The organism is Arthrobacter alkaliphilus (assembly GCF_021483235.1).
Lineage (GTDB): Bacteria > Actinomycetota > Actinomycetes > Actinomycetales > Micrococcaceae > Arthrobacter > Arthrobacter alkaliphilus.
In genome coordinates this window covers 1-25,212 of the sequence record NZ_JAKEEC010000024.1, presented here as the reverse complement: position 1 = coordinate 25,212, position 25,212 = coordinate 1, and the positions used below count along the sequence as shown (strand labels likewise).

Here is a 25,212-nt window from a genome sequence, read left to right as displayed (position 1 = left end):
GCTGGGACTGTGAACCCACCCTGCCCCGCGCCCGCCCCCTTCCGGACACCGTAAATGCTGGGCGTCCTCTCGGGGTTCTTCGTCGTCTGGGCCATCATTTTGGTGGGCATGTTCGTCGGGAGGCGCGGAATCCTTGGCGAGAATGCTCGCTCGGTCTTGAGTGGACTGACGTTCTTCGTCGCAAGCCCCGCTCTTCTCTTTGAAACCCTGGGCAAGGCGCACCTTCACGATGTGTTCGCCGCCCCGCTCCTGGTCACCGCCGTCGGCTCGATCGCCACGGGCGCCCTGTTCTTCGTCATCGTGAAGTTCGGGCTCAAACGTTCACTGCCCGAATCGCTGATGTCCTCCATGAGTGCGTCCTTGGCCAACGCCGCCAATCTCGGCATCCCCATCTCCGTGTTCGTCCTGGGCGACGCAAGCTATGTGGCTCCTCTGTTGATCTTCCAGTTGTCCTTCTTCACGCCGTCGTACCTCATGGCGCTCGACGCCAGCACGAGCAGCCACCGCACCACTCCCCTGCGGTTCCTGCTGATGATCGTGCGGAACCCCATGATCGTCGGAACCGCGCTCGGATTGCTAGTCGCCGGCACGGGCTGGCAGGTGCCCTCACTCATCATGGAGCCGATCCATTTGATCGGCGGCGCGGCCATTCCTGCGATGTTGATGGCGTTCGGCATGAGCTTGAACGGCTCGCGACCGTTGCAAAAAGACGGCGGGCGGCGCCTGGACTCCCTATTGGCCAGCGGCTTCAAGCTGTTTGTCCACCCCCTCATGGCCTACCTTTTCGCCCGCTTCGTGCTCGGCCTGGACGGACACGCTTTGTTCGCCGTGGTGGTTACCTCGGCCCTGCCCACGGCGCAGAACGTGTTCGTAGCTGCGAGCCGCTACAACACCGGAATCACCGTGGCCAAGGACACGGTCCTGATCACCACGGTGGTCGCTGTCCCGGCCATGATCGGCGTCGCGCTTCTGCTCACCTAAGCGCCTACTCTTCGTCCAGCGAGTCGAGGTACCTGTCCAGGAGCTGCGCGCAGCGGATGAAGCCAAGGTGCGAGTAGGCCTGCGGGTGGTTGCCAAGGTGGGTCTCCGTGCCGGGATCGAACTCCTCAGGAAGCAGCCCGGTCGGCCCGAAGAGCGCCACGAGCTGGTTGAACAACTCCAGGGCATCGTCCAGCCGGCCCACCGCGAGGTATGCCTCAATGAGCCAGGTGGTGCAAATGTGGAACCCGCCCTCCAAACCCGGCAGTCCGTCGTCGTACCTGTAACGGAACACTGTGGGACCCACCCGAAGTTCCCGCTCGACAGCGGTGACCGTGTCCAGGAAACGCTGGTCCCGGACATCCAGCAGGCCGGAGAGCCCGATGTGCAGCACCGCTGCATCCAGGTCCGGGCTGTCGTAGGCAACAGTGTAGGAATTGGCGGAATTGTCCCAGCCTTCGCGGAGGACCTCGGCGCGGATGAGGTTGGCAGTCTCTTCCCACTCGGCGCCGATGGGGCGCCCGAACCGCACCGCAGTACGTATGGCCCGGTCAAGCGTCACCCAGCACATCACCTTGGTGTAGACGTGGTGCCTCGGCGCACGCCGCGCTTCCCAGATGCCGTGGTCCGGTTCGCGCCAGCGGGCCAACACGGCTGACGCCATTTGTTCCATGAGGTTCCAGTGCTCGTCCGGGAGGGTGCCCCGGCGGCCACCGAGGGCCTGGATGAGTCCGGCGATCGGGCCGAAGACGTCCAGCTGGACCTGATGGTCGGCGGCGTTCCCGATCCGCACGGGGCGGGAGCCGGCGTAACCCGGCAGGCTCTCGATGGTTGCCTCGGTGGACAGCGGGGAGCCGGTCACGGAATACAGCGGGTGCAGCCATTCCGGGCCGGGAGCGTTCTCGAGGATGCGGCCCAGCCAGCGAAGAAAGCCGTCGGCCTCCTCGGTGGAACCCAGGTCCACCAGCGCGTTGACCGTCATGGATCCGTCGCGGAGCCAGCAGTAGCGGTAGTCCCAGTTGCGGGTGCCGCCGATCCCTTCCGGCAGTGATGTGGTTGGCGCCGCGAGGACAGCCCCTGTCGGTTCATGCACCAGTGCTTTCAGGACCAGTGCCGAGCGCCGCACCAACGACGGTTTCATGTCCGGCAGCTCCAGCCCACGGACCCACTGCCGGGATTGGTGCGCGACGGCGGCGCGGCGGGCGAGCTCTCCGGCGGGGTCCGGTGCGCTTGGCTCGGTGTCTCCACACCTCAGGTTCATCACGACAGGACCGTACGCGAGGCTCACTTCGGCGGTGGCGGTTCCGTGTTTTCCGTCGCTCGTGACAGTGAAGGACACCCCTGGGGCCACAAGGACGATCGGATCCGAGGTACCTACGACGTGCACTTCCTCGCCGCGGACTTCCATGTTGAACGGTGCGTTGGCGTAGTCCGGCCGCGGTGCGAAAACAATCCGCGCGCTGCCGCTTCCGGAGAGGACACGCACGAGGCTGGTGACGCCGTCCGGTGCCGGCTCGAGGTAGTCGGTGACCGTGACGTCCGCCCAGCGGGTCTCCACGATCATGGTGTTGTCCACATAGCGCTGGCCCAGCACCTTCGACGCCTTGACTGGTTCCACGCTGAAGTGGCCGGCCGGGTCGCCACCGAGGATGTGGGCGAACAAGGAGCCTGAATCCGGGAGTGGATGGCTCATCCAGCAGATTTTGGCTTCCGGGGTGAGCAGCGCCGTCGAGGTCCCGTTGCCGATCATCGAATGGCGCTCCAACCCCACGGCATCCTCGCCGAACAGCCAGGCCCTGCGCAGTTCAAACAGGATGGCGAGCACTTTGGCAAAGGATTCCGGACCCGGCAAGCGGTGGCGCGCCTTCGTTTCCCCGTCGCCGACGTGCAGGCCAAGATCCGGGCCCCGCAAGGTGGCGATCGCGAGCTCATCGCTATCCGCGTCGCCGGCAAACAGGGCCGCGCTGGCCCCCAATTGTGCACGCAGATGCTCCAGCGCCTCGTCCTTGGACGGCTCAACGATGGACAGGTCCAGAACGGATCCGTCCACAATGAAGAACAAGCCCAATTCGCGGGCGATCTGGTGGGCCTCGCGCGTCACCCGGGCAACGACGGACGGAGTGGCCGGCCTGGTGTGGATGGCTACGGCCACCGGCTTGCGCTCAATGCTGACGCCCTTTTCGAAGCCGATGGATTCGTTGAGGGCCGTGGCCGCCTGCTGAAGGACGGCTTCCATGGCCATCGAGATGCTGTACGCGTAGGTCATGTCGAACTCGGCACCGTGCGAACCAACCAGGTGGACCTCCGCGGGCAACCGCGACACCGCCGCAAGGTCCCGCAGAGACCTGCCGGAGATGACGGCCGCGTGGGTGTTCGGCAGCGCCGCAAGTGCCCGGAGCGCGACGGCGGCACTCCCCAAAGGGAGCGTCTCCGTGGATACGCCTTCGGCGGCGCAGAGGGTCCCGCCGTAGTTGCAGGCCACCAAGAGTCCCGGAGTGCGGGCAAGCATCCTCAGTTCCGCGAGCAGCTCCGGAGTGATTCCATCGTGGGCGGCCTCCGATTGGACCGCGGTCCGCAGGAGGCCCAGAGGAAGCGACTTGGTCAGCAGCGCAGTATCGGCCACGGACAAGTTGAGCGGAGTTGCCATGGGGACGATCCTTCCGGGGTGGATTCGTCCAGTTTCCGCCGGGCGGGTTTCGCCTCCATGACCCGCGTATTGCCGGGGTGTAACGAGTTTGCCGCGAGGGCGCTACACCCGGGTCAGCCCCATTGCTTCAGCCACCAGTTCCACAGACCGCAGGCGCTGTTCAGTGCCGGTGCTCTGGTGGGCGACGATCAACTCATCGGCATCGGCGTGGCGGGCAAACTCGTCCAAGTAGTCGCGCACCGCTTCCGGTGTGCCCACTGCCGAGTACTTGACCATTTGCGCGATGTGCTGTCCCTGCGGCGAATCGAGGATGAGGTCCGCCTCGGCGTCGGTGAATTCGCGCCCACCGCCCAGGAAGCGGGAGACCCGATCCCGCTTGACCTCGAGGAAGAGCCGTTGGGCTTCGGCGGCTGAATCCGCTGCCACAACGTTCACTCCCGCGATCACGTACGGTTCCTGCAGCTGATCGGACGGCTGGAACTCACGTCGATAGATGGCGACGGCGTCCTGCAGCGCGTTGGGGGCGAAGTGCGAGGCGAAGGCGTAGGGCAGACCGAGTTGCGCGGCCAGACGTGCCCCGAACAGGGAGGAACCCAGGATGTAGAGCGGCACGTTGGTGCCCTTGCCCGGCGTCGCTTCGACCCCTTGGATCCGCGTGGGTCCGGTGAGGTAGCCCTGCAACTCCAATACGTCCTGCGGGAAGGTATCCGCGGCCATGGGATCGCGGCGGAGTGCCCGCATCGTGTTCTGGTCACTGCCTGGCGCCCGTCCCAAGCCAAGGTCAATGCGGCCGGGGTGGAGCGTCTCAAGGGTGCCGAACTGCTCGGCGATGGTGAGGGGCGAGTGGTTGGGGAGCATGACTCCGCCGGCACCAAGCCGGATGGTGCTGGTGTTTGCCGCGATATGGGCGATCAGCACACTCGTGGCCGAGGAAGCGATCGAGCCCATGTTGTGGTGCTCGGCGTACCAAATCCGGCGGTAGCCGAGCCGTTCAGCCGCTTGCGCCATGGCGACGCTCCCGGCGAAACTCTCCGCCGCCGTCTGGCCCTTGCCGATGATTGCCAAATCGAGGATGGAGAGGGGAACAGTCACGTGGGTGCCGGCCTTTCAAAGGTGGTTTCGTTCGAAGGACCGGTTTCCCGGCCACTCTTCCCACAACGACGGCGGTGCCCGGGTTATTTCTCTTGCTTGCGTGGGTTCCGTCTCAGCTCGTGAAGATGCCCTCGCCGGTTTCCATGTCGATGGGCAAGGAAGAGTGTTCATGGGAGATCTTCCAGCCGTCTCCCTTCTTCTCAAGGCAGATGGTGAAGCGGTTGGTCATCGCCCGGAGCCGTTCGCCTTCCGCCGAGATTCCGGCGAAGGTCACGGCCGCATGCCCGAAAGCCACGTCCTCGCCCGAGACCGACCGCACATCGTTGAACTCGACGCGTACGCGCGCGTCGCCGAGTGAAGAGAACCACTCCCCGGCCATTGACCGCCACGCCTCGATTCCCGCGTATTGCCACTGTCCCCAGGAATCGTAGATATGGACGTCGTCGTCGTAGAGCGCAATGAACGCGTCGACGTCTTTCGCATGGACAGCGGCCGCGTAGTTTTCCAGCGCCTGATGGACCGGGGTTTGCTTGGTGCTCACGGAAAGTCTCCTCATGTGTCGGCGGGTGTGTGGGAAGCCTACACCGTGGCCCTTTTATGACCCTTCGGGACCTCGAATGAACCCCGGTTAACCCCTGTATCCCCGCGTTTCAGGGCATTTTGACCGGCTCTTGGTCCTGCCGGATAGTTGCAGCAACGCACACCATCCACCACTTTCGAAGGGGACTCCATGGCTATTTCACGCCTCAAAGCCGGCACCGCGATCGCGCTCGCGGTGACCACGACTCTCGGCCTGGCAGCGTGCTCGGACCCGGGCGCCTCAGCCGCGTCAGCGCCGTCGTCGGCCGCTCCCACCGCCAGCGTTGGCGGCAAAACCTTCAACCTCAGCCCCGAGCAGAACCGCTTCCCCGTCACCAAGGACGACGCCGCGGCGGCGCTCGTTCCGGAGGCCATCAAAGCGGACGGCAAGCTCACCGTGGTGACCACGGGCGGCACTGCTCCGCTGAGCCTCTTCGCGACGGACAACAAGACCCTCATCGGCAACGAAGTCGACCTCGCCTACGCAGTCGGAGAGACACTGGGCCTGAAGGTTGAAGTCCTTCCCGTGGCGTGGGCCGATTGGCCCTTGGGCATCGAATCGGGCAAGTACGAGGCCGTCCTCTCCAACGTCACGGTCACGGAGGCGCGCAAGGAAAAGTTCGACTTCGCGACGTATCGAACGGACCTCCTGGGCTTCTATGCCAAGAGCGATTCCACGATCGGTGCGATCAAGGAAGCCAAGGATGTGGCGGGCAAGCGCATCATCGTAGGCTCGGGCACCAACCAGGAAGCCATCCTCTTGCGCTGGGACGCCGAGAACAAGAAGAACGGACTGAAGCCCGTCGAGTTCCAGTACTACGACGACGACTCGGCTTCCTCGCTCGCCCTGCAATCCGGCCGCGCCGACCTGACGTTCGGGCCGAACGCGGGAGCGGCATATAAGGCCGCCAAGGACGGCAAGACCAAGCAGGTGGGAACACTCGACGGCGGGTGGCCGCTCAAGGCCGAGATCGCCTTTACGACCAAGAAGGGCAACGGATTGGCCGTCGCGGCCCAAGCAGCCCTCAACAAACTCATCCAAAACGGAACCTACGGGAAGATCCTGGACCGTTGGGGCCTCTCCTCCGAGGCGATCGCCAAGTCCGAGCTGAACCCGCCGGGCCTGCCCAAGAGCTAAATGTCCGTGCCCAGGCGGTGTAGGTTTCGTAATAGCCTGCACCGCCAAGCAAAGGACCTCCCATGGCCCAACGCCTAGCCATCCTTGACGATTACCAGCGAGTTGCCCAGGACTACGCCCCGTGGAACGAGCTCTCGGCCGACGGCGTCGAAGTCACCGTCTTCACCGAACCTTTTGCCAGCGGCCAGGTGCCGCGCGGGCAGAACATCGAGGCAACCCTCGCGGACTTCGACATCATTGTTGCCATGCGGGAACGCACCGCCTTCGACGCCGAACGCCTCCAGCAGCTGCCTAAGCTCAAGCTCCTGGTTACCACCGGGATGGCCAACGCGGCCATCGACCTGCGCGCGGCAGAGGAGCAGGGCATCACCGTCTGCGGAACCGGAGGTTCGCCTGCCGCCGCGCCGGAGCTGACTTGGGCCTTGCTGCTCGCGTTCGCCCGCAAGGTGCCGTTCGAGGACAGGCAGCTGCGTGCCGGCCACTGGCAATCAACCGTCGGCTTCGAGTTGTCCGGGAAGACATTGGGTGTGCTGGGACTCGGCAATATCGGGAGCAAGATCGCCGGTTACGCCAAGGCGTTTGGCATGGACGTCATCGCGTGGAGTCCGAATCTCACCGAAGAAACCGCGGCCGCCGCCGGCGCCCTGAAGGTGGACAAGGACGCCCTATTCCGGGAGGCCGACGTCGTAAGCCTGCACGTGCGGTTATCCGAACGGTCCCGGGGACTCGTCGGGGAGGACGAACTGCGGCTGCTCGGCCCCGACGGCGTCCTGGTGAACACTTCCCGAGGCCCAATCGTCGACGAGGATGCCCTCGTCCGCGGCCTCAACGAGGGGTGGCTCGGCGGGGCGGCATTGGACGTGTACGACGTCGAACCCCTGCCAGCCGGCCACCCCCTGCTCACGGCACCGCGAACCGTCCTGACTCCGCATCTGGGCTACGTCACCTCGCAAAGCTACGCCCGCTTCTACGGCGAGGCCTTCGAGGACGTCCGCGCGTGGCTGCGGGGAACCCCGGTCCGGGTGCTCACGGTCTAGCCTCCGTCGCCCTAAGCATTGAAAGCCATGGGCCAATTGGCCGCGCAAGACGATTGCCGATATCGTTTGGCTTATGGAGATAGAGGTCGACAGAGGCTAGCCACCTGACGTTCGGTGGCCACCCGGTTGTATTGCGCTCATGCGCACACGGTGAGGAATCTCCTTTCAGCTACCTGTAGTCGCTGTTAAACGGCGGCCCAGCTTCTCTGATCGGCCGGTACGTCAGGTTCAATGCCCTTCGTTGTTGCGCGCTTTTTTGCGCCCCGAAGAGAGCCACGCCGACCCCCTGACTGCGCCCCTGGTGGGCAAGAACCAAAGGACTGTCTCCCATGTCAGCACGATCAGCCATCACCCTGCACGACCTGTCATTCGAGTGGCCGGACGGCACTACCGCTCTTCACCGGCTCAATGGCACCATGACCGCTGGCCGGACTGGACTAGTCGGCCGGAATGGTGCAGGAAAATCGACCCTGCTCCGTTTGATCGCCGGCAAACTAAAGCCGACCACGGGCCGGGTCGAAACCGTTGGCGACGTCGGCTACCTCGCCCAGAATTTGACCCTCGGGAAGCTCACGACGGTCGCCGAACTCCTGGGAATCGACGGCATACTCACGGCGCTCCGTGCCATTGAGGCCGGCGACATCGACGAGCGGCATTTCGATATAGTCGGCAATGACTGGGACATTGAGTCGCGGGCGGACGAGGCACTGCACGAAGTCGGTTTCTCCGCGGGCGATCTCAACCGACAGGTCGGGGACCTCTCAGGTGGCGAAGCGATGCTCATTGCACTGACCGGGCTGCGTCTCCGGGGCACGCCCGTCACGCTTCTCGACGAACCCACCAACAACCTTGATCGAACCACCCGCGCCAAACTCGCCGGTTTCGTCGACAGTTGGCCGGGCACCCTCGTGGTGGTCACCCACGATCTCGAGTTGCTTGAGCACATGGACTCCACTGCTGAGCTTCACGCCGGAAAGCTCGAGGTGTTTGGTGGCCCGTACAGTCTTTTCACCGAACATCGCGAGCAGGAACAAGCCGCTGCCGTCCAGGCGGCACGAAGCGCCCAGCAAGCGCTGAAGGTGGAGAAGAAGCAACGTGTCGAAGCCGAAACCAAGCTTGCCCGCCGCGAGCGCACAGCAAAGAAATCCCAAGCCGGCGGCGGCATCCCGAAGATCCTGGCCGGCAACCGTGCGAGCAAGGCGCAGGCGTCTGCTGGCTCTATGCGCTCGACTCTCGACGACAAAGTGCTGTCAGCCCAGTCCGCCGTCGACGCCGCCGACGCGAGGGTCCGGGAGGTTGAGCACATCCACCTCACCCTTCCCGATCCCGACGTGCCGCGGAGCCGCCGCATTGCCGAACTGAGCGACGGCTCCCGGACGATTCTCATCCAGGGCCCCGAGCGCGTGGCCCTGGTGGGACCCAACGGCTCCGGCAAGTCGACCCTGCTCAGGGATCTCGTCGAGGGGGACGCCGCCAAATCCTCGGGCCGGATCACGGGGAGGCTGTGGACCGATCGAGTGGGATATCTCCCGCAACGGCTCGACGGCCTGGACGATTCCCGCTCGGCCTTGGAAAACGTGCGGGACGCGGCACCCGCCTCGGCGCCGGGCGACATCCGCAATCAACTCGCACGCCTCCTCCTCCGGGGATCGGCCGTTGATCGCCCGGTCTCCAGCCTGTCGGGAGGCGAACGCTTCCGGGTCAGCCTCGCGAAGCTGCTCTTGGCGGAGCCGCCCGCCCAGCTGCTGGTCCTCGACGAACCGACAAACAACCTCGACATTGCCAGCGTTGAACAACTCGCCGAAGCCCTGGACGCATACCGTGGCGCCCTGCTCATCGTGAGCCACGACGTCGGGTTCCTCAGCCGCCTCAAAATCGACACAGTGGCCGAACTCGACGGCGCCGGGTGCTCACGGTTTAGCCTCCCCTAGATCCACTGCTCCCATACGGTGAGGTACAACCGCACGAGCCCGTCACCGTTGGATCCACTGCTGAGTAAACGTCGTTTTGGACCCCCAAAACGACGTCTACTCAGCAATCGATGGAAGATCAAGGTTCCCGCGGAGGGTGGACCCGGCGTACTTCGTGGGGTAGACGCCGCGTTCCTGCAGCTCAGGAACGAGGTGGTTCACGATGTCGTCGAGGCCGGTGGGGATGAGCCATGGCGAGATGTTGAACCCGTCCACGGCACCGACACGCGCGTATTCGGCGAGATGGTCAGCCACGGCAGAGTACGATCCCGTGAACGTCGCATCCACCCTGGCCGTGCGGGAGGTGACGAACTGGCGGATGGACAGGCCCTTGTCCTTGGCCTCGGCCCTCCACTGGTCCGCGAGTTGCCGGGCCTTGGCACCATGGAAACCGCTGCCGCGCGTCTCGGAGGTCTCCTCCACGACGGGATCGATGTCCGGGAGCGGACCGTCGGGATCGTACTCGGAGAGTTCGCGGCCCCAGAATTGCTCCAGGTAGGCAATGGCTTGCTGCGGCCCGATCTGCAGGCTGCGCACCCATTCCTTCTTCTCCCGCGCTTCAACGTCGGTTGCGGCCAGGATGAACTCGCTGGCAGGCATGATCTTGACGTCGTTCGCGGCCCGTCCGGCTGCCAAGGAGCGTTTCACGATGTCGGCGCGGAATTCCACGGCATCGTCGAACTTCGGATGTGCCGAGAAGATGACGTCGGCCTGCCGGGCAGCGAAATCGCGGCCTTCCGGGGAATCGCCGGCTTGGAAGAGCACGGGACGGTACTGGGCGCTGCGCGGCAGCCGGGGCGTGACGTCCACCGTGTAGTGCTGCCCGGAGTGGATCACCCGCCGAGCAGGTCCGGCCGGCGTCTCCCAGGAGTCCCAGATGCGCTTCGCTGTTTCGACGAACGCTTCGGCGTGCTTGTACCGGTCGGCGTGGTCGAGGTAGCCGCCCCGACGGAAGTTTGCGCCGGTCCAGGCGTTGTCCGTGGTGACCACGTTCCAGGCGGCCCGGCCGCCGGAGATCAGGTCCAACGAGGACAAGCGGTGGGCCAAATCGGCGGGATCGTTATACGTGGTGTTCTGCGTGGCCACCAGTCCGATGTTCTTGGTCACGGAAGCCAGCGCGGCCAGCATGGTCTGCGCATCCGGCCGCCCCGCGACATCCAAGGCGTGCGGGCGCCCGAGGTGTTCCCGAAGACGCAGCCCCTCGCCAAGGAAGAACGCGGCGAAGAGCCCGCGCTCCGCTGTCTGGACGACCCTCCGGAACGACTCGAAATCGGTCTGCGAACCGGACTCGGGCGCCTTCCAAATGGTGCCGGAATTAACGCCTTGGAAGAAGACCCCGAACTGGATCTTCCCACTCGGCTGGAATTTAGCACGGTTGTGCTTTGTCATGGTCTCCCCTGGTTTCCGGCGCTACGAGCGCCAACGGCATCCGCCGCTGCATGAGTTGATGGGCGGGCATAGCGGCTTTCCGGGCGTTCGAGCCCCAACACTTCGCGGAAGGTGCCGTCCTGGAGCGGCGCCCGCAAAGCACCGCGGCGCCGCAGCTCCGGCAGCACCAGGCGCGAAAGTTCGTCCAGTTCGACGGCGAGAGACGCCGGGTGGAGGCGGACGCCGTCGGCTTCTGCAAGAAGCAGTTCGAGGTAGTTGGTGAGGCCGGCCGCCGAACCGGCGAACCGCGCACGCCCGCTTTCGGCGCCGGCGCGCGAACCCGCGGCCTGACCGCGGGAGTCCAGCACGACGTCGAGCTCTGCCACGATCGCCGCAGAACCCCCGAGGCGGGTACGCACGTCGCGGATCTCGTCAGGCAGCAATTCGGGCGTCGGCGCGCTCACCAGTACGGCATCCACGGCATCGCGCGGGACTTGCCCGTCGCCCACCAACGAGGCCGCGGCGAGCACCGGCACCTGCCCCTGCAGCGGCCTCGGAATGATGGACGGACCCTTCACGGAATACCCGGGACCAGGGAAGTCCGCGGGAGTTTCGAAGTCCGCGTAGTGGAGCTTGTCGACGTCGAGGTACCGGCCGGTCGCGACGTCGCGGATCACGGCGTCGTCCTCCCATGAGTCCCACAGCCGGCGGCCCACCTCAATGGACGCAGCGGCTTCCTGTGCCAGTGCGCCGCCCTCCACGAGGGTACGTCCGACGGCGGCAGCGGCCTCGGGCGTGCCCGCTGCGGTGGCGATCCACCCGGCACGTCCGCCGGAGACGTAGTCCAGGCTCGCGAGCTGCGTCGAAATGTGGAACGGCTCGGTGTACACGGTGTCCACTTCCGGGACCAGCGCGATGTTCCGCGTCACCGGGCCCGCGAACGCGGCACGCTGCAACGCGTTGGCGCGGCCCGGAGCCGGCGAATCGGCGAAAGTTGCCACATGGAAGCCTGCGGATTCGGCGGCGAGGACCGCTTCGGCGAGGCTCGAGAAGCCGGCGTCGGATCCTGGTCCGAAGCCGGCGCCGTCCCAGCCTGCGCTGTCGAGTTCGATCGCGAGGAATCCGGCCTTGCTGAGGTGGGTCACTGCTGCTCCAGACGTTCGTAGGGGATTTCTTCACCGGCATAGACATGCTGTTTCACAGTGTTTTCCCTCATTTGGCACCGACCCCGAAGTTCGCCTCAGTGACGGTTTTCGACTCCGGCAAGGCTTCCTCGGACAGGCCCCAGCGCTCCAGGACCTTGCCGTACGATCCGTCCTTGATGGCTGAGTTCAGGGCGTCCGTGATGGCCGGCGCCAATCCGTTGCCTTTCAGCGTGGTGGCCGCGACAAGGGTCTCGGAAGGCCAGCCGGCGTTGACCTTGCCGACCACTTTCAGATCGTCCCGGGTGTTCTCCCGGTAGGAGACGGACGGGTACGGCGCAATGTTCAAGTCCGTCCGGCCGGAGGAGAGGGCCAGGATGGTGTCAGCGTCGGAAGAGTAGTACTGCAGGGTTGCAGGAGCCTTGCCGCGCGCTTCCAGGTCCTTGTTCCACGCGAGGAGGATCTTCTCCTGGTTGGTGCCCGAGCCGACGGAAACCTTCAGGCCGGAGATGTCATCCGCGCCCTTGATGTTGTAGTTGGACGACTTTTTGGCTTCAAAGCCCATGTACGCGGCCCGGTAGGTGGAGAAATCGAAAAGCTTCACCCGGTCCTTGTTGATGCCCACGTTCGAGAACACGGCCTCGAAATCGCCGGACTGGGTCTTGAGCGGCCAGTTCTCCCAGGAAGTGACCTGAAGGTCCAACGCCAGCCCCAGCTTGTCCGCCACGAGCTGGGCGATGTCCACCTCCACGCCGACGGGCGTCTTGTCATCCGTGGCGTGGAACGACAAGGGGATGGAGCCCGCCGTGGTGGCCACGGTCAGCTTGCCGTCCTTACCGATCCCGGCAGGAACCGCAGCTGCCGCGGCTGGATCCTTCTGGGCACGGATGCGGTTCTGCTCAGGCGAGGTGTTGTAGACGACGCCGTTTCGGGCCGCGCTGGCGGACGGGCTCGCTCCGGCCGCCGCCGCCCCCGGATCGGAGCACCCGGCGAGCGCGGGAAGGACGACGGCGGGCAGTACCGCGAGCGCCAGGAGCTTGGTTGTGATGCGTGGCATTTTTAGGGACTTTCTCAGATGTTGAAAGCTGGTTCGATGACTTTGGAGAAGAAGCTGCGGGTCCGGGGTTCCTGTGGGTTCGCGAAGATCTCGAGGGGATTGCCTTGTTCCACGATCTGGCCCTGGTCCATGAAGACCACGGTGTCCGCCACGTCCCGGGCGAAACCCATTTCGTGCGTCACGATGATCAGGGTGGTGCCGGAAGTGGCAAGCTCGCGGATGACGTCCAGGACTTCGTTGACGAGTTCCGGGTCCAAGGCCGAGGTGGGTTCGTCGAAGAGCAGGATCTTGGGGTCCAGGGCGAGGGCGCGGGCGATGGCGACGCGCTGCTGCTGGCCGCCGGACAATTGCCTCGGGTAGGCGTCGGCCCGGTCCTTGAGGCCTACGCGGTCCAGGAGCTCCAGGGCACGTTGGCGGGCTTCACCTTTGTTCCGTCGCTGGCTGTTGTCGGAACGGAGCGCGACGACGGGCGCCTCGGCCACGTTCTCCAGTGCGGTCAGGTGGGGGAACAGGTTGAAGTTCTGGAACACCATGCCGATGTCCGTGCGCTGCTTGAGGATGTCCTTCTCGCGCAGTTCATGCAGCTTGTTCCCGCGGACCTGGTAGCCCACCAACTGGCCGTCGATGGTGATGTACCCGCCGTCAACCTTTTCCAGGTGGTTGATGGTGCGCAGCAGTGTGGATTTCCCGGAGCCCGAGGGTCCCACGATCACCGCTACGCCACCTGACGGAACCGTGAGGGAAACGCCCTTGAGGACTTCCGTGCCGCCAAAAGACTTGCGGACGTTGGTGATTTCCACTTGGCCGCGGGTTGCAGCGGCGGCCGGTGCCGCCGTCGTCGGAGCCTCAGTGGTGACAACAGTGGTGCTCATCGAGGGCTCCTGACGTTCGTGGCGGCGTGGGTGGAGAGGAAGCGCCGGACTTTCTGCAGCGGAGTCAGCGGCAGGTTGCGGACGGCGCCCTTCGAAAAATGCCGCTCGATGTAGTACTGCAGGACGCTCAGCACCGAGGTGATGACCACGTACCAGAGCGTCGCCACAAGGAGCAGCGGGAGGACCTGCTGCGTGCGGTTGTAGATGACCTGCACTGTGTAGAAGAGCTCCGAGTAGGCCAGGACGTAGACAATCGAGGTGCCCTTGACCAGGCCGATGATCTCGTTGAAGGCAGTGGGCAGGATGGCCCGCATAGCCTGTGGCAGGATGATCCGGGTGGAACGTCGCCAGGCCGGAATTCCCAGGGCTGCCGCTGCCTCGAGCTGGCCTTGGTCCACGGAGAGGATCCCGCCGCGGATGATCTCCGCCGAGTACGCTGCCTGGTTGAGGGTCAGGCCCAGGACCGCCGCGGCGAACTGGCTGATGAGCGTGGTGGTCTGGGCTTCGAAGAATCGGACATCCGTGAACGGGATTCCCAGGCTGACCTTCTCGTACAGGTAGCCAAGGTTGTACCAAAGCAGCACCTGCACCAACAGCGGCGTGGAGCGGAAGATCCAGGAGAACGTCCAGGACACCGAGACCAACAGCGGAGAGGCGGAGAGCCTCATCAGCGCAAGGATGAAGCCGAGGATGAAGCCAAGCGCTCCGGAGATGGCCGTCAGCTTGAGGGTCTCCACAAGGCCGGTCACCACGGATTGCGCCGTGAACCATTGCGCGACGACGCCCCATTCCCAGCGCGGATTCGTTGCCAGGGACCAGGCCACAGCCGCGATGCCGAGCGCCACCACTACTGTGCCCACCCAGCGCCATGGATGCCGGGCCGGGACCAGCTTGTAATCGGAGTAGTCCGCCGGGAGGGCGGCCGCGGACCCGGTATCGGCCAGGTTTTCCGCTTCCGCGCGGGTGGCCGGTCCCGGTGCAGATCGCTGTGCGGACTGCGCCACTGTGGTTGCTGCTGAACTCATGCGCCACCTCGCTTCTTATCGGTTGTTGGCTTTCGGATGGCTGCCAATCTAGGGGCGGTTTCGAAACGGCTGCAAGGCGGATATTTGCACTTCTTCACGGGTCTTCACAGGGGTTCACCGGGCTACCCGTTGCTTCATTCGGGCTTCACATCGCGCCATATTGGTCGGCTCGTTGCGTCTTTTGACGTGCCATGTCGCGGGGTGAACGGCCGTTACCAGCGCCTCGACCGAAGGCCCGTGACGTCCCTAGGCTCGGTTACCACCAACCACCGCCAACAGGAGTTGCCATGCTGCCTTATGCACCAACCATCGTGTTCATCGGCGGTGGTCCGCGCGCAGCCGGCATCCTCGAAAGACTCGCGGCCAACAGGCCCGGCCTCTTCGAGGGCCCCCTCTCCATCCACGTGGTGGAGCCGCACGCACCGGGTTCCGGGAGGATCTGGCGCTATGACCAGAGCCCGGGACTCCTCCTCAACTCCATGTCCACGGACATCACGATGTTCACCGACGATTCGGTGGCGTGCGACGGTCCCGCTATTGACGGGCCCGGCCTCACTACCTGGGCTTCCGGCGTGTTGGATGGCTCCATCCGCGACGTCCCGCCGTTGGAAGGCCACCTCCTCGACCAGCTGCGGACGCTCACACCAGCGTCCTTTCCCAGCCGCCAGCTCCAAGGGAAGTACCTCGAGTGGTTCTTCCGCCGGGCGGTTGCGGCACTCGGCCCGGACGTCGCGGTGACGGTCCACCGGGACACGGCAACCGCCGTCGAACGCTGCTCTCCCGAAGATCCGGCCCTGCCCGACGTCACCACGCGGCACCTCGTGCGGCTCGCCTCCGGAGGGGTGCTCGAAACCGACCTCGTGGTCTACTCGCTGGGCCACACCGACTCCCGCGCCGAGCCCGAGTCGGCACGGCTCGGCGAATTCGCGGCACGTCACGGCGGATTCCACGCGGCGCCGTCGTACACCACCGATGTCGACTATTCGGCCATCGGTCCCGGCCAGGACGTGCTCGTTTCAGGCATGGGGCTGGCCTTCGTGGACCTGCTGGTGTTGCTGTTCGAAGGCCGCGGCGGCCGCTTCGAAGAGGGGCCCGACGGCCGTCTGGACTATGTGCCGTCGGGAGCCGAACCGCGGCTCTGGGCCGGCTCGCGCCGCGGAGTGCCCTACCACTCCAAAATTTCTTCCACCCTGCGGGGTGGGCCGGTCGGCGCCCCGCGGTACTTCACGGCGGATGCCGTGGAAGCGCTGCTCACAGCCCACGGGGAGTTGGATTTCCGGACCCAACTGTGGCCGCTCATCGCCAAGGACGCCGGATACGCCTATTATCGCGAGCTCTTCACCGGCTATCCCGGCCGCGTCAACGGTGGCTGGGACGAGTTTTCCGCTCACTTCGACGCCCTGGATTGGTACAGCCGTGAACGTGAAGACCTCGTTGCCGCGGCCATTCCGGACGCAACCCTCCGCCTGGATCTCGAGGCTTTGGACCAACCATTCAGCGGCTGCGCGTTCGCGGACCATGCCGACGTGGAACGGTCCGTGGTGCGCTACATCGAGCGTGACCTTCACCTCCGCACGAGTCCGGACCATTCGGAGACGTTGGCCCTGTTCACGGCCCTGCTCAAGGTCTACATGGAACTCGGCCGGTTGGTTCCCCAGGACCGGCTCAATTCGCGCTCACTGCAGGCGGTGCACGGTTGGTGGCACGGCTTCTTCAGCTTCGTGGACTCCGGCCCGCCGCCGCACCGCCTTCGCGAGATGCTCGCCCTGCACCGGGCCGGATACCTGCACTTCCTCGGCCCGGGAATGTGGGTGCGGCCGGATGAAGCGAGTGGCCGGTTCGTGGCCGGGTCCTTCCAGTCGCCCGTGCTCATCGACGCTGCCGCGTACATTGAGGCCCGGCTGCCTTCGCCGTCAGTGGCGCGGTCTGCGAACCCCGCGTTGGCGGACCTGCACGACGCCGGCCGGGGGACCGAGCAGTTGCTCCTCACCTCGGACGGCCTGCACTCTACAGGTAAGTTGTTGGTCTCGGGTTCGCACGAAGTCCTGGCTCCCGACGGCGGACCGCACGTGGGGCTGTACGCCATCGGACCGTGGACCTCGGGGTGGGGTGCGGGGGCATTCGCCCGCCCCGGCACCAACGCGGCACCGTTCCGGGAGAACGACGCCTTGGCCCGCCGGATCCTGGCCGAATTGTCCGACACCCACCGAAGCGTACCCCTTCAACGAAAGGCATGACATGACAACAACACCGACCCTGACGTCGTTGGGCCTTTCCGTCCTGACCCTGGCCATGCACGATCCGCGCGTCAAACCACTCCTGGATGAACTCGCCGTCGAATACACCACCCGCTATGGAGACTTCTTTGGCAGCGGGGGCGCGGCGGAGGAGCTCCGACGGTACCCCGCGGAGGAGTTCGCCGCACCCCACGGGACCCTGCTCATCTTGCAGGAGAACGGCGAAACCGTGGCCGGTGGCGCATTCCGGCGCTATGACGCAACCACGGCGGAACTCAAGCGGATCTGGACGCATTCCGCGCACCGGCGTCGTGGGCTGGCCAAGGTGGTCCTCGCCGAACTCGAGGCCGAGGCGGCCCGCCGCGGCTATCTCAAGATCTACCTGACCACCGGTCCGCGGCAGCCCGAAGCGAAGAACCTGTACCTTGCAACCGGGTACACGGCACTCTTCGACCTCGACGCCGATCCCGAGGCCATCAAGCACCTGGCGTTCACGAAGGACCTGGCGGCCGCCCAGGACTGAACCTAGCCCGCAATCTGGCGCGCCGCGGCTTCGATCCGGGCACGGTGATCGGCCCATTCTTCGGTGGTTCGCTGTGACAAGTTCGGGTCCCCCGGGCCTTTCCCTGCCGAGCCGTCGATGAGTTCACGAAGGATGTCGGCGTGTCCCAAGTGCTGGGCTGTCTCGACGCACATGTGCACCAGGATCTGATGGAGAGTCACGTGCCGGCGTTCCTCCGGCCACCACGGCACTTCTCCGGGAGCGTCGAGCGGGAGCGACTCGATGGTTGCGTCGCTGTGTTGCGCAGAAAAACGGTGGAGTTCGATGATGCTTTCGCGGCTTTCCTCGGCCGGAACCCACAGGTCCGCGTCAGGCTCGGCATCATCGGCAAACCACGGCAAATCCCGGCCGCTTGGCCGGCCGAACACCTCCCCGAAATAGCCGAGTTCCACGCTCGCCACGTGCTTGACCAGTCCCAAGAGATTGGTGCCTGTGGGGGTCATGGGCCGGCGGACGTCGTACTCGTCGAGTCCGTCAAGCTTGGCGAGGAGGTCGCCGCGACGGGCGCGCAGGTATTTGAGCAGAATCGCTTTGTCATCCATGCCGGGCACTATACCGTCGCCCCTGCAGGTGTGTACCGTCTGTGCATGGCGAAACTGATCTACGCGGGGATCATGTCCCTTGACGGCTACACCGCCGACGCCGACGGAAAGTTTGACTGGAGCATGCCGGACGAAGAAGTGCACGCCTTCGTCAACGACCTTGAGCGGCCCATTGGCACCTACCTCTACGGCAGGCGGATGTACGAGGTCATGGCCGCGTGGGAGGACATGCCCCTCTCAGGAGAGCCCCAGGTCATGCGCGACTACGCAGACATCTGGCGCACCGCGGACAAAATTGTGTACTCCACCAGCTTGGACAGTCCGTCCACCGCCAGGACACGCATTGAGCGGGAGTTCGACGCCGGCGCCATCCGCGGGCTGAAAGAGGCCGCAGAGCTGGACATGTCCATTGGTGGCACGGTGCTCGCCGCCCAGGCCATCAGGGCCGGGCTAGTGGACGAGTTCTGCCTTTTCCTCACGCCGGTGGTGGTGGGAGGCGGCAAACAATTCCTGCCCGACGGCGTCGGCCTGACCCTTGAGCTGTTGGACGAGCGCCGCTTTGGCAACGGCGTCGTCTACCTCCGGTACGCCAACCGAGCATAAGGAACCTCAGCGCGGCGGGTAACGTAAAGGGCGTGCAGTTGAGTCAAGCGTTGGTGAAGACCGCGGCCGGGTGGCTGCTCGGTCTGATGCTTGCCGTGGCCGCAGCGATCGTTTCCGTCAACCTGGTGAGCGGCTCCGTAGCAAGCCCGCAGCAGCAAGTGCGCGATTACCTCGCAGCCCTTCAGCAGGGGCACGGCGGCGAAGCCTTGGGGCTCCTGCACGCCTCGGTGCCCAACGCCAATGCAGCGATGCTGGACGGTACCGCCCTGCAGACGGCGGCGTCGAAGATGACCGATATCAAGATCGGCAACGCAGAGTCCCGCGGCGGCAACCGGGTATCGGTCCCCATGGACTACAAGATCGACGGCAAGGCCCTGCATTCGGATTTCCTGCTGGAGCGGACGGGCACCGAGTGGCTGTTCTTCGGCAAGTGGTCCTTCGTGCCGTCCTCCTTGCCGACCATCGAGGTCACCGTGGTGAACGCCAACGAGGCCACCCTGAACGGGGTCCCGGTGAGCTTGCCCAATGGCCGCAACAGCTTTGCCGTGTTTTACCCCGGCCAATACGAAGCCAGCCTCACCGGCAAATACTTCTCGGCACCGACCGCCAGCACGTCCGTGACCACCGGGGCCCTGCCCCAGGCGCCCCTCAACCTCCTGACCAAGCCGACCGACGCAATGGTCAAGGTGGTGAGCGACAAGGTCAAGGAGTTCCTGGACACCTGCGCAGCCGACGCCACCAAGCAGCAAAAGCTCCAGCCGGACTGCCCGTTCTACCATGTCACCAACAGCCGGGTGGTGGACGGGACCATCAAATGGCAGATCACGGAGTACCCCAAGGTCAGTATCGACCCTTTCAACGGGCAGTGGGTCGTGGCGCCCCTCAACGGCAAGGCCAAGGTGACCGCCCGGGAAATCGACCTTTTCAGCGGGCAGGTCGGCGACCTGAGCGCCGTTCATGACTTCAGCTTCACCACACGGTTGGACGTGGGCGCGGACACCATTACAGTCACGCCCCTGGTGAGTTTCTAGGCCGGGCCTCCGTAGGCCCGGCCTAGAACAAACTGCTTAGTCCAACCTGCTTAGTCCATCCCGCGCAGGTCGAGCACCAAGTCGGTGTCGCCGTCGGCCTGCAGGACCACAGGGATGCCCCAGTCTTGCTGGTAGAGGTGGCACGCGGCGTGGTCCGGGATCTCGCCGTCTTCGGTTTCCGGGCCATCACATGCAGCGGCGCGTGCCGTAATGTGAAGGACCCCCTCGGGCACGTCCGCGGACAGCTCGAGGGTCCGCAACAGCCCCACGGAGGTTCCCCCGCCCGAAAGCAGCAGCTCGGGCGGAGTGGATGAGATCTTCAACTGCGTGGGGTCTCCCCAGCGGTCGTCGAGCTTCTGTCCGGTCGGTGCCTTGAAGCGGACGGTGAGTTCGAGCATTCCCGGCGCCACAGGGCTCTTGGGCCGCTGGGTCTGGGATGCTCCCTCGTCCACCTGCTGCGCTTCCTTGGGGATGGGAACCAGGACCAATTGGTGCTTGTTGGACTCCACCACCACCAGCAGCGGCTCCCCGCTTTCCGGGTAGACCACGACGACGTCGCTCGGTTCGGCGAGGCCCCTCGCCAGGGTGGACACTGCCTTGGCCGCGGGATCGTAGCGCCGCACGGCGCCGTTGTAGGTGTCCGCCACAGCGACGGAGCCATCGGGGAGCACGGTGACCCCGAGGGGGTGCTGCAGGCGGGCTTCGGTCGCCTCGCCGTCCCGGAATCCGAAATCGAACAGGCCCTTGCCAACGGCCGACTCGACTGTCACACCCGTTTCGCCGAGGACCAAGCGGCGCAGTGCCGAGGTTTCGGAGTCGGCCACCCAGATGTTCTGGTCAGCGTCCACCGCGAGGCCCGAAGGCTGGGCGAACCAGGCTTCCTCGGCGGCACCGTCAAGCAAGCCTTCAAGGCCAGAGCCGGCCAGGATGGACACCTCGCCGCTGAGGGGCTCGAACGCAAAGATCTGGTGCGTGCCGGCCATGGCGATGACGACGCGCTGCAGCTTTTCGCTCCACACCACGTCCCATGGCGAGGACAGGGAAACCCCGGTCCCGACACCCAGTACCCCGACGTCCACTGCGTCGGCCGCGAAGTCGGCCGGACCGCCGTCGGGATGCTCAGCCCAAACGCCGGCACCGCTTTCCGTCACACGGGCCGGGCCGGCGTCGAGCAGTCGCTGCACTCCGTTGCCGGCAACGGTCTGCACGTACCCCGAGCTGAGCGTGACGCCGCGGAGCCGGTGGTTGACGGTGTCCGCGACCACCGCGTCGTAGCCGAGCTTCCACGCGAGGTCCGAGGGAAGGACTGCCACGCCCTGTGGCTCGTTGAATTGGGCGATTTCCGCCGCGCCGTCCAGGTAGCCCTTGGTGCCGGAACCGATGATCCGCTCCACCGTCTCAAGGTCCGGGCGCAGTTCCACGAGGCGGTGGTGGCCGGAATCGACCACGAGATAGTTGCCGTTGCTGAGCTGGGTCGCCTTGCCCGGGAAACGCAAAGTGCCCGACGTCGGGACGGGAGCTACGTACGGGCCGTCACCGCGGTGGAGGGTCCCTTTGGCTTCGTGCTCGGCAACGAGCTCCTCGAGGAGCACCGCCAGGCCGTCAGCGTGGCCCTCGCCCGAAAGGTGGGCGACGATGTATCCCTCGGGGTCCACCACCACGAGGGTGGGCCAGGCGCGGGCCGTGTAGGCCTTCCAGGTGGCGAGTTCGGGGTCGTCCAGGACGGGGTGGTGGATTTCGTAGCGTTCCACGGCGGACGCGAGGGCCACGGGATCGGCTTCGTGTTCGAACTTGGGAGAGTGCACGCCCACCGTCACCAGGACGTCGGAGTACTTTTCCTCAAGCGGGCGCAGCTCATCGAGGACATGCAGGCAGTTGATGCAGCAGAACGTCCAGAAGTCCAGCAGAACGATCTTTCCGCGCAGCGCCTCCAGGTCCAGGGTCTTGCCACCGGTGTTGAGCCAGCCCCGGCCCACCAGTTCAGAGGCGCGGACACGCAGTTGGGTGCGTACGGTTTCGCTCATCAGCGTCCTTCCAGGTTGGTCTTGCTTTCGGGCTGCTTGGAGGCCCGATTCGCCAGTTTGGCATCGCGGTCTGCAAGCCGCGCAAACATATCGTTGTAAGCATTGAGGTCGGCGTCGTTATTCCTGTCCGCCGCCCGGTCGGTGCGTTTGGTCTCGCGCTCGTCCGAACGCGACCACATGACCGCGACGCCGATCGCCACGATCAAGGTGGGAACTTCGCCGATTCCCCAGGCCACAGCACCGCCTGTCTGCTGGTCCACGAGGGCCGAGGCCCCCCAGGTCCGGCCCAGGTTGCCGAAGTAATCGGCGGCGAGCAGCCCGGTGCCGCCCATGATGGACACACCGAAGAATGCGTGGAAGGCCATGGTGGCCAGCAGGAGAAGCAAACGCATCGGGTAGGGCGCGCGCCGGGGCAGCGGGTCTGTTCCGATCATGGTGAGGACAAAGATGTAGCCGGTCAGCAAGAAGTGCAGGTTCATGAGCTCATGGCCCACGTGCTCACGCATCGCATAGCCGAAGGCGTCCGAGAAGTAGAACAGCACGATCGAACCGGCAAAGTTTGCCGCGGCGAAGAGTGGGTGGGTCACCAACTGGGAGAACTTCGAGTGCACGAATACCAGGAGCCATTCGCGAAGGCCACGGGAGCCGTCCCCGCGCGATCCCTCGCCACGGCTGGGCAGGGCGCGCAATGCCAGCGTCACCGGCGAACCCAGGACGAGGAACAACGGAGCTACCATGGTCAGCGCCATGTGGTCCACCATGTGCGCCGAGAAAAGGACCCGCCCGTAGACCGACGGCGGGCCGGACGTGATGTACGTCAGGACCAGCAGGCCGATCATCCAGTTCGCCGCACGGAACCAGGACCAAGAGTCACCGCGGCGCCGGACCTTGACCATGCCAAGGATGTAGCTTGCGGCGCCGAAGAGGGCCACGGCCACCCAAAGCCAGTCAAAGCGCCACTCGCTCAACCAGCGCGCGGGCGTCAGTTCAGGCGGCAGCTCGTAACCGGACAGGATGAAGGCCGGCGAGGCGTCAGGAGCGTAGGTGGCGGGCTGCGGCGGTGCCGAGCTGGCCAGCGCGACGGCGAGTCCCGACGTCGCGCCCATCACCAGAAGTTCAATCAATACGAGCTGCCACAGCACCCGGCGGGTGGTCATCGACTTGCGGCCCAGCTGCGGGATCACCCACTGGCGGTGCATGAACCCGATGCAGCCGAGTACAACAGTGGCCAGCGCCTTCGCCAGGATGATCTGCCCATACGGGGTGCCGACCAAAGCCGAAAAGCTGGTGACCCGGATGCTCGCGTTGACGACGCCCGAAGCGAAAACCAGCACGAAGGCAAAGCCGGCCAACGAAGAGAACCGGCGGAGGGTCTGCTCTGTAATGTCCTGGGTGCCTGCTGCCTTCGAACCCCGCAGGAGGCCCGAGAGGACAGCAAGCATGATGATGCCGCCCACCCAAGTGGAGACACCTACCAGGTGCAGGCCGAGGGAGTTGATGGCTCCCTCGTGGTCGCTGGAGCTCGCGGAGTGGCCGATCAGCGCGCTCGGGATGAGTCCGCCCAGCGCTAGGACGAGCGTCAGCGCCAAGCCCGTCAACGAGCGGACACCGAACAGCGCCGTAGTTGCAATCGCGGCGATGATCGTCACCGCGAGCCAGGCTTGCCCCGTCTGGATGTCGGTCATGAAGTAGACCAGCGACGAAGTGAACTGCGCATCCCCGGAGAGGCTCTGCCCGGCTACATCCGCGTAGGTGAGCACCAGAACCGCGACGGCGGAAAGGGTCCAGGCGGCGCCTGCTGCTGCGGCTACGGCCAACGCACGGGAGAATGCGGGGTGTTCCGGGGCGTCATCGCCCTTGGATCGGGACACGTGCTTGGGAAGGATAGCGACGGCGAAGATGAGGCCGCCGATCACCGTCGCCAACGACACATTCTGAACGGCTTTCGCGACGGGCAGCCCCCAGCGGACCAAGGCCCCTGGATCAGAGACTTGGCGGGCGGCCGAGGCGCCGGAGAAGATCAGGGCGCCCGCGAGGGCTAGGAACAGCGCAGCGAGGCCCGCAAGCTGCCACGGCAGGGGGATCCCCTCCGCGGCAACGCCTGCCTTCGTTCCCGGCTTGGAAGCGGGAGAAGGGGCAGTGGCGGGAGTTTTGGCTGATGGCACCTATCCATTGTCCGCTAACGTCGGCGGCGCGGCGAATCGGCAGGTTAAGGCAGAAAGGCGGCAACCCGCAGGTTGCCGCCTTTCTGGGCGTTCGCCGAAGTGACTTACTTCTTGGCGACAGCTGCCTTCAGCTTGGAGCCGGCGGTCAGCTTGACGCTGTGGCCAGCGGCGATCTGGATGGTCTCGCCGGTCTGCGGGTTGCGGCCCGTGCGGGCAGCGCGGTCGGTGCGCTCGATGGCGAGCCAGCCCGGGATGGTGATCTTCTCGCCAGCGGCGACGGAAGTCTCGAAAACTTCGAACAGGGCATCGAGCACGGAGTTGACTGCAGCCTGGCTGGTGCCAGCCTTGCCAGCAACCTCGGAAACCAGTTCGCTACGGTTCTTAGCCATTTGTGTCCTCCTGGACTTTACGATTTTGGAGCTCACACACGGCATGCGTATGAGCCACTGTTCGAAAACTTACCAGCTTGGGAGGACGCGGCCAGCAAATTCCGCGTGTTTCCGCGCTTTTTTGACCAAATTCACCGATTTTCGGCCGGTTTTGGGGGTCAATTCCGCCGCGGGCGAACTCCCGGACCTGACCGACGCCCGGTCACCTATCCCGCCTCCCAGCCCGACGCCCGGTCACATACAGCCGCCCCCAACCCAACACCCGTCCACATCCGGGGCGGCAGCCGGGGGCACATGGGTGCGCCGGCGTTGGGTCGTGACCGGGGGTTGGGCCGGGACCGGTAATAGGTGAGCCGGGGTCCGGGGGNGGCGGCAGCCGGGGGCACATGGGTGCGCCGGCGTTGGGTCGTGACCGGGGGTTGGGCCGGGACCGGTAATAGGTGAGCCGGGGTCCGGGGGAACAGGCCCTTATGTGACCGACGGTCCAGGAAAACAAGCCTTTATCTGACCGACGGTCCGGGGAAACAGGCTCATATGTGACCGAGGGTCCTTGACGGACCCCCGGTCACGTATGGCGGGTTTTTGGCCGACCCCCGGTCAGATCCGGTCACTCCCTGCCGGACGCCCGGTCACGTATGGCGGTTCCCTGGCGGACGCCCGGTCACCTGTGGCGGGTTCTGGGCGGGTGCCCGGTCACGTGTGGTTGTGGTGGAGTTTTAAATGGGTCAGGCCCCGGACACGTGGTGTGTCCGGG

20 protein-coding genes are annotated in these 25,212 nt (G+C 65.3%); 8 read left to right on the top strand and 12 right to left on the bottom strand.

Features of this window, described 5'->3' with window-relative positions:
* The first annotated feature begins 54 nt into the window (after nt 1-54).
* Nucleotides 55-981, top strand: coding sequence for an AEC family transporter (locus L0B83_RS15305; RefSeq protein ID WP_234759370.1), 927 nt, complete (start codon nt 55-57; stop codon nt 979-981).
* A 4-nt stretch (nt 982-985) separates the two neighbouring features.
* Here the strand turns inward: L0B83_RS15305 and L0B83_RS15300 are convergent, their stop codons facing one another.
* The 3 genes from L0B83_RS15300 to L0B83_RS15290 form a co-directional block, all read right to left on the bottom strand.
* Complete coding sequence (locus L0B83_RS15300; protein ID WP_234759363.1) at nt 986-3,625, bottom strand: trehalase-like domain-containing protein; 2,640 nt, start codon at nt 3,623-3,625, stop codon at nt 986-988.
* Nucleotides 3,626-3,727: 102 nt separating this feature from the next.
* Nucleotides 3,728-4,717, bottom strand: a complete 990-nt coding sequence (locus L0B83_RS15295) for an LLM class flavin-dependent oxidoreductase (protein WP_234759361.1) — start codon at nt 4,715-4,717, stop codon at nt 3,728-3,730.
* Nucleotides 4,718-4,829: 112 nt separating this feature from the next.
* A complete protein-coding gene (locus L0B83_RS15290) occupies nt 4,830-5,258 on the bottom strand; it encodes a YybH family protein (protein WP_234759360.1) in 429 nt (142 codons plus the stop codon).
* Nucleotides 5,259-5,447: 189 nt separating this feature from the next.
* Here L0B83_RS15290 and L0B83_RS15285 point away from each other — a divergent pair, with 189 nt between their 5' ends.
* The 3 genes from L0B83_RS15285 to L0B83_RS15275 all read left to right on the top strand — a co-directional run bounded on the left by L0B83_RS15285 (nt 5,448) and on the right by L0B83_RS15275 (nt 9,402).
* Nucleotides 5,448-6,434 carry an ABC transporter substrate-binding protein gene (locus tag L0B83_RS15285; protein WP_234759359.1) on the top strand — a complete coding sequence of 329 codons (987 nt, stop codon included), beginning with the start codon at nt 5,448-5,450 and terminating at the stop codon, nt 6,432-6,434.
* 62 nt (nt 6,435-6,496) lie between these two features.
* Nucleotides 6,497-7,471, top strand: coding sequence for a D-2-hydroxyacid dehydrogenase family protein (locus L0B83_RS15280; protein WP_234759356.1), 975 nt, complete (start codon nt 6,497-6,499; stop codon nt 7,469-7,471).
* Nucleotides 7,472-7,800: 329 nt separating this feature from the next.
* Nucleotides 7,801-9,402, top strand: a complete 1,602-nt coding sequence (locus tag L0B83_RS15275; RefSeq protein WP_234759354.1) for an ABC-F family ATP-binding cassette domain-containing protein — start codon at nt 7,801-7,803, stop codon at nt 9,400-9,402.
* Nucleotides 9,403-9,498: 96 nt separating this feature from the next.
* Here L0B83_RS15275 and L0B83_RS15270 read toward each other — a convergent pair whose 3' ends face one another.
* From L0B83_RS15270 to L0B83_RS15250, 5 genes are all read right to left on the bottom strand, one after another.
* Nucleotides 9,499-10,830 carry an NtaA/DmoA family FMN-dependent monooxygenase gene (locus tag L0B83_RS15270; protein WP_234759352.1) on the bottom strand — a complete coding sequence of 444 codons (1,332 nt, stop codon included), beginning with the start codon at nt 10,828-10,830 and terminating at the stop codon, nt 9,499-9,501.
* Entirely contained in the window at nt 10,827-11,954 is a 1,128-nt protein-coding gene (locus tag L0B83_RS15265) for an LLM class flavin-dependent oxidoreductase (RefSeq protein WP_234759350.1), read from the bottom strand. The genes L0B83_RS15270 and L0B83_RS15265 overlap by 4 nt, the downstream gene beginning before the upstream one ends.
* Before the next feature lie 67 nt (nt 11,955-12,021).
* The gene (locus tag L0B83_RS15260) at nt 12,022-13,008 is read right to left on the bottom strand and encodes an ABC transporter substrate-binding protein (protein WP_234759348.1); all 987 of its coding nucleotides are present in this window, start codon (nt 13,006-13,008) and stop codon (nt 12,022-12,024) included.
* Between the two features lie 14 nt (nt 13,009-13,022).
* On the bottom strand, nt 13,023-13,880 hold the full coding sequence (locus L0B83_RS15255; protein WP_234759346.1) for an amino acid ABC transporter ATP-binding protein: 858 nt from the start codon (nt 13,878-13,880) through the stop codon (nt 13,023-13,025).
* Nucleotides 13,877-14,905, bottom strand: coding sequence for an amino acid ABC transporter permease (locus L0B83_RS15250; protein ID WP_234759345.1), 1,029 nt, complete (start codon nt 14,903-14,905; stop codon nt 13,877-13,879). Before L0B83_RS15250 ends, L0B83_RS15255 begins: the two co-directional genes overlap by 4 nt.
* Before the next feature lie 287 nt (nt 14,906-15,192).
* On the opposite strand from L0B83_RS15250, the gene L0B83_RS15245 reads away from it, so the two are divergent.
* Nucleotides 15,193-17,142, top strand: a complete 1,950-nt coding sequence (locus tag L0B83_RS15245) for an FAD/NAD(P)-binding protein (RefSeq protein ID WP_234759342.1) — start codon at nt 15,193-15,195, stop codon at nt 17,140-17,142.
* 1 nt (nt 17,143) lies between these two features.
* On the top strand, nt 17,144-17,665 hold the full coding sequence (locus tag L0B83_RS15240) for a GNAT family N-acetyltransferase (RefSeq protein WP_234759341.1): 522 nt from the start codon (nt 17,144-17,146) through the stop codon (nt 17,663-17,665).
* Nucleotides 17,666-17,667: 2 nt separating this feature from the next.
* Here L0B83_RS15240 and L0B83_RS15235 read toward each other — a convergent pair whose 3' ends face one another.
* Complete coding sequence (locus tag L0B83_RS15235) at nt 17,668-18,246, bottom strand: DinB family protein (protein ID WP_234759339.1); 579 nt, start codon at nt 18,244-18,246, stop codon at nt 17,668-17,670.
* Between the two features lie 45 nt (nt 18,247-18,291).
* On the opposite strand from L0B83_RS15235, the gene L0B83_RS15230 reads away from it, so the two are divergent.
* Both L0B83_RS15230 and L0B83_RS15225 read left to right on the top strand, forming a co-directional pair.
* Nucleotides 18,292-18,849, top strand: a complete 558-nt coding sequence (locus L0B83_RS15230) for a dihydrofolate reductase family protein (RefSeq protein WP_234759337.1) — start codon at nt 18,292-18,294, stop codon at nt 18,847-18,849.
* 38 nt (nt 18,850-18,887) lie between these two features.
* Entirely contained in the window at nt 18,888-19,880 is a 993-nt protein-coding gene (locus tag L0B83_RS15225) for a hypothetical protein (RefSeq protein ID WP_234759449.1), read from the top strand.
* A gap of 50 nt (nt 19,881-19,930) precedes the next feature.
* On the opposite strand, the gene L0B83_RS15220 is transcribed toward L0B83_RS15225, so the two are convergent.
* From L0B83_RS15220 to L0B83_RS15210, 3 genes are all read right to left on the bottom strand, one after another.
* A complete protein-coding gene (locus L0B83_RS15220; RefSeq protein ID WP_234759335.1) occupies nt 19,931-21,904 on the bottom strand; it encodes an NHL domain-containing thioredoxin family protein in 1,974 nt (657 codons plus the stop codon).
* Nucleotides 21,904-24,069 carry a bifunctional copper resistance protein CopD/cytochrome c oxidase assembly protein gene (locus tag L0B83_RS15215; protein WP_234759333.1) on the bottom strand — a complete coding sequence of 722 codons (2,166 nt, stop codon included), beginning with the start codon at nt 24,067-24,069 and terminating at the stop codon, nt 21,904-21,906. The genes L0B83_RS15220 and L0B83_RS15215 overlap by 1 nt, the downstream gene beginning before the upstream one ends.
* A gap of 104 nt (nt 24,070-24,173) precedes the next feature.
* The gene (locus tag L0B83_RS15210) at nt 24,174-24,458 is read right to left on the bottom strand and encodes an HU family DNA-binding protein (protein ID WP_184739845.1); all 285 of its coding nucleotides are present in this window, start codon (nt 24,456-24,458) and stop codon (nt 24,174-24,176) included.
* Nucleotides 24,459-25,212: the final 754 nt, after the last annotated feature.